Annotated in this window: 5 protein-coding genes; 3 read left to right on the top strand and 2 right to left on the bottom strand. The window is 72.1% G+C overall.

Annotation, left to right across the window (positions count from 1 at the left end; translation table 11 throughout):
* On the bottom strand, positions 1-776 hold a 776-nt coding region (gene sufB, locus ACLL9L_RS15145; RefSeq protein ID WP_411285489.1), incomplete at its 3' end, for a Fe-S cluster assembly protein SufB.
* The gene (locus tag ACLL9L_RS15140) at positions 773-1,621 is read right to left on the bottom strand and encodes a helix-turn-helix transcriptional regulator (RefSeq protein ID WP_411285488.1); all 849 of its coding nucleotides are present in this window, start codon (positions 1,619-1,621) and stop codon (positions 773-775) included. The genes sufB and ACLL9L_RS15140, both read right to left, overlap by 4 nt.
* 96 nt (positions 1,622-1,717) lie before the next feature.
* Here ACLL9L_RS15140 and ACLL9L_RS15135 point away from each other — a divergent pair, with 96 nt between their 5' ends.
* The 3 genes from ACLL9L_RS15135 to ACLL9L_RS15125 form a co-directional block, all read left to right on the top strand.
* Positions 1,718-2,431: an ABC transporter ATP-binding protein gene (locus tag ACLL9L_RS15135; protein ID WP_411285490.1), complete on the top strand. Its 714-nt coding sequence runs from the start codon at positions 1,718-1,720 to the stop codon at positions 2,429-2,431.
* Positions 2,428-3,213 (top strand): ABC transporter permease, encoded by a 786-nt coding sequence (locus ACLL9L_RS15130; protein ID WP_411285487.1) that lies wholly within the window; start codon positions 2,428-2,430, stop codon positions 3,211-3,213. The genes ACLL9L_RS15135 and ACLL9L_RS15130 overlap by 4 nt, the downstream gene beginning before the upstream one ends.
* A 122-nt stretch (positions 3,214-3,335) precedes the next feature.
* Positions 3,336-3,817 (top strand): GNAT family N-acetyltransferase (locus tag ACLL9L_RS15125; protein ID WP_411285486.1); only part of this gene is annotated, 482 nt, incomplete at its 3' end.

Raw genomic sequence — 3,817 nt, 5'->3', positions numbered from 1 at the left:
TTCACGATGATCTCGACCACGGCGGAATGCAGCGAGTCCGACTTGTAGATCGGGGCGGTGCAGCCCTCGACGTAGTGCACGTCGGAGCCCTCGTCGGCGATGATCAGGGTGCGCTCGAACTGGCCCATGTTCTCGGTGTTGATCCGGAAATAAGCCTGCAGCGGGATGTCGATCTTGACGTTCTTGGGCACGTAGATGAACGAGCCGCCGGACCACACCGCGGTGTTGAGCGAGGCGAACTTGTTGTCGCCGGCGGGGATCACCGACGTGAAGTACTCCCGGAAGAGCTCCTCGTGCTCGCGCAGGGCCGTGTCGGTGTCGACGAAGATGACGCCCTTCTCCTCCAGGTCCTCGCGGATCTGGTGGTAGACGACCTCGGACTCGTACTGGGCGGCGACGCCACCGATGAGGCGCTGCTTCTCCGCCTCCGGGATCCCGAGCCGGTCGTAGGTGTTGCGGATGTCCTCGGGCAGCTCGTCCCACGAGGTGGCCTGCTTCTCCGTGGACTTCACGAAGTACTTGATGTTCTGGAAGTCGATGCCGGTGAGGTCCGAACCCCAGGTGGGCATCGGCTTCTTGCCGAACAGTCGCAGCGACTTCAGGCGCAGGTCGAGCATCCACTGCGGCTCGCTCTTGCGGCTGGAGATGTCGCGGACGACGTCCTCGTTCAGCCCCCTCTTGGCGGTGGCGCCCGCGGTGTCGGAGTCGGCCCAGCCGTACTCGTATCGGCCGAGGTCCTTCAGACCTGGGTTGAGCTCTTCGATGCTGGTGCTCATCGCGAGGACCTTTCCTGGGTGAGAGCGGTGTGCTGGTCGGTGCGGCGTGCCGTGGAGTCCAAGACTCGCGGGCGGCGCGGTGTTCCCGAAGCCCCGCGCAGTGGGCCCTCGGCCGGCGCGGTGGAGGCGCGGACCCGGGGGGTCGGGATGAAGGTGGTGCAGACGTGGTGGCCGGCGGCCAGGGTGGCGAGGCGCTGGACGTGGACGCCGAGCAGGCGCGAGAAGGCGTCGGTCTCGGCGTCGCAGAGCGCCGGGAACTCCTCGGCTACGTGCTTGACCGGGCAGTGGCCCTGGCAGAGCTGCACCCCGGCGAGACCACCTGCGCCCACCGGGCGGGCCGACGCGGCGAACCCGTCCCCGGTCAGGGCCGCGACGAGCGCGTCGGCGCGGGCTGCGGGGTCGCTGCCGGCGGCGGTGAGCCGCGCGGCATACCGGGTCTCGAGGCCGGCCACCCGCTCGCGGGCGAAGTCGGCGACGGCGTGGGGGCCGACCGCGCTCTGGAGGTAGCGCAGGGCGTGCACGGCGAGCTCGTCGTAGTCGGCCGACAGCGACTCGTGGCCGGCATCGGCGATGACGAAGGCCCGGGCCGGGCGACCGCGGCGCCGGTGGGTCGCGCCGCTGGCGTCGTGCTCGACGACCGCGTGCTCGACGACCGCGTGCTGCTCGGCGAGGGCGTCGAGGTGGCGGCGGACCGCTGCCGGCGTCAGGCCCAGGAGCGTGCCGACCTCGGCCGCAGTGACCGGTCCGTGCTCGGAGATGACCTCCACCACCCGCTCGCGGGTGCGGTGCTCGAGGTGCTGCGAGGTGGTCTCGCAGTCCGCTGAGGAGCCGTCGTCGATAAACACCACACCAGTATGACGTAATTGGTGGAGTCCTGTGAAGTAAGGTCACCCTAAGCGCGCCGGCCCGGCCGCGCTGCCTAGACTCCCGGCGTGCCACCCATGCTCCCGCACGCCGTCCGATTCGACGGCCTCGTCCGTCGGTTCGGCGCGACCACGGCCGTCGACGGGATGACCTGGTCGGCCTCGACGGGGCGGGTCACGGCGGTCCTCGGCCCCAACGGGGCCGGCAAGACGACGGCGATCGAGTGCGCGGTGGGCCTGCAACGCCCCGACGACGGCAGTGTCCGGGTCCTCGGCACCGACCCGTGGCACTCCCCCGCCGACCAGCGCGCCCGGGTGGGCGTCATGCTCCAGTCCGGCGGCCTGCCCAACGGCACCAAGCCGATGCGACTGCTGCACCACCTCGCCGCCCTGTATGCCGTGCCCGCCGACGTAGGGGGCCTGGCCCGACGCCTCGGCATCGACGCCTTCGCCGGCACGACCGTCCGACGGCTGTCCGGCGGGCAGAGACAGCGCCTCGCCCTGGCCGCGGCGCTCGTGGGTCGCCCCGAGGTGGCCTTCCTCGACGAGCCGACGGCCGGGCTCGACCCGCACGGTCGCCTCGACGTCTACGACCTCGTCGAGCAGTGCCGCGACGAGGGGACGACCATCGTCGTGACGACGCACTCCTTCGAGGAGGCCGAGCGCCTGGCCGACCACCTCGTCATCGTCAGCGAGGGCCGGACCGTCGCCGAGGGCTCCGTGGCCGAGGTCGTGGGCGACCGATCGCTCGAGCAGGTCTACTTCCAGCTCACCGAGGCGGTGCGCCGATGAGCACGCTCCCGGACGGCCGCTCCCCCCGTCTGTCGGCGCCGCAGGCCGCCCCGACCCGGCGCCGCGTCGTCGCGCAGGCCAGGTTTGAGCTCGGGACGCTCGTCCGCAACGGCGAGCAGCTGCTCGTCTCTCTCGTCCTGCCCCTCGGCGCCCTCGTCGGGCTGGCGTTGAGCAGCTCCCCCTCACTCGGGGCCGGCCGACGCATCGACCTCGCCGTCCCCGGGGTGCTCGCCCTCTGCGTCATCTCGGCCGCCTTCACCGCGCAGGCCATCTCGACGGGGTTCGACCGGCGCTACTCCGTGCTGCGACTGCTCGGGACCACCCCGCTGGGCCGCGGCGGCCTGCTGTGGGGCAAGGCCCTGGCGACGCTCGCCGTCGAGGTGGTCCAGTGGGTCGTCCTCGGCGGGGCCGGGCTCCTCCTCGGCTGGCACCCACAGCTCGCAGGCCTCCCGTATGCCGTGCTGTTCCTCCTCGCGGGCACGTGGGCGTTCGTCGCCCTCGCCCTGCTCCTCGCCGGGGCGGTCCGCGCCGAGGGGGTGCTCGCCATCGCCAACCTCGCGTGGATCCTGCTGCTCGTCCTCGGCGGGGTCATCCTGCCGCGGTCCGAGCTGCCGGCCGGCCTGAGCCACGTCGCGGCGGCGCTGCCGTCCTCCGCCCTGGCCGACGGCCTTCGGGCAGCCCTCGTCGATGGCCGGCTGGACGGCATACCGCTGCTGCTCCTGCTCGGCTGGGCCGCGCTCGCCACCCTGGCGGCGAAGCGCACCTTCCGATGGTCCGACTGACCCGCCCCGACCCGCCCCCCCACCACTCGCCAGACGTGTCTGGGCTGAGGCGGGCGGAACCCGGGCGTCTCGGAGCGCCGGCCGGGCCCGCGGGCATCGACCGGGCTGGCAATACTGGCGTCATGAGCGAGAGCCCCAGGCTGCGGCCGATCCACGACGACGACGTGCCCACCGTGCTCGCCCTCAACGAGCACGACGTCGAGCTGCTCTCTCCCCTGGACGAGACCCGGCTGGACCAGCTGCGGCGGTGGGCCGACCGCGCGGACGTGATCGACGTCGGGGGCGCGGTGGCGGGGTTCGTCCTGACCTTCGGCGCGGGCACCGACTACGACTCGGAGAACTACCTGTGGTTCACGCGACGCTTCGGTGCCGGCTTCGCCTATCTCGACCGGATCGTCATCGCTGAGCAATTCCGCCGGCGGGGGCTCGGACGGTTCGTCTACGACGAGCTCGAGGCCCTCGCGCTCCCCTCCGGCCGGATGACCCTCGAGGTCAACGTCGAGCCGCCCAACGAGGGCTCGCTCGCGTTCCACGGCGGCCGCGGGTATGCCGAGCTGGGACGCCGTGGTGACCCGGGCCACGTCGTGGCACTCATGGTCAAGGA

The sequence above is a fragment of the Lapillicoccus sp. genome, assembly GCF_046595215.1.
Taxonomy (GTDB): domain Bacteria; phylum Actinomycetota; class Actinomycetes; order Actinomycetales; family Dermatophilaceae; genus Lapillicoccus.
Note: the sequence above shows the minus strand (reverse complement) of the source record. Positions and strands in the feature narration are given on the sequence as shown.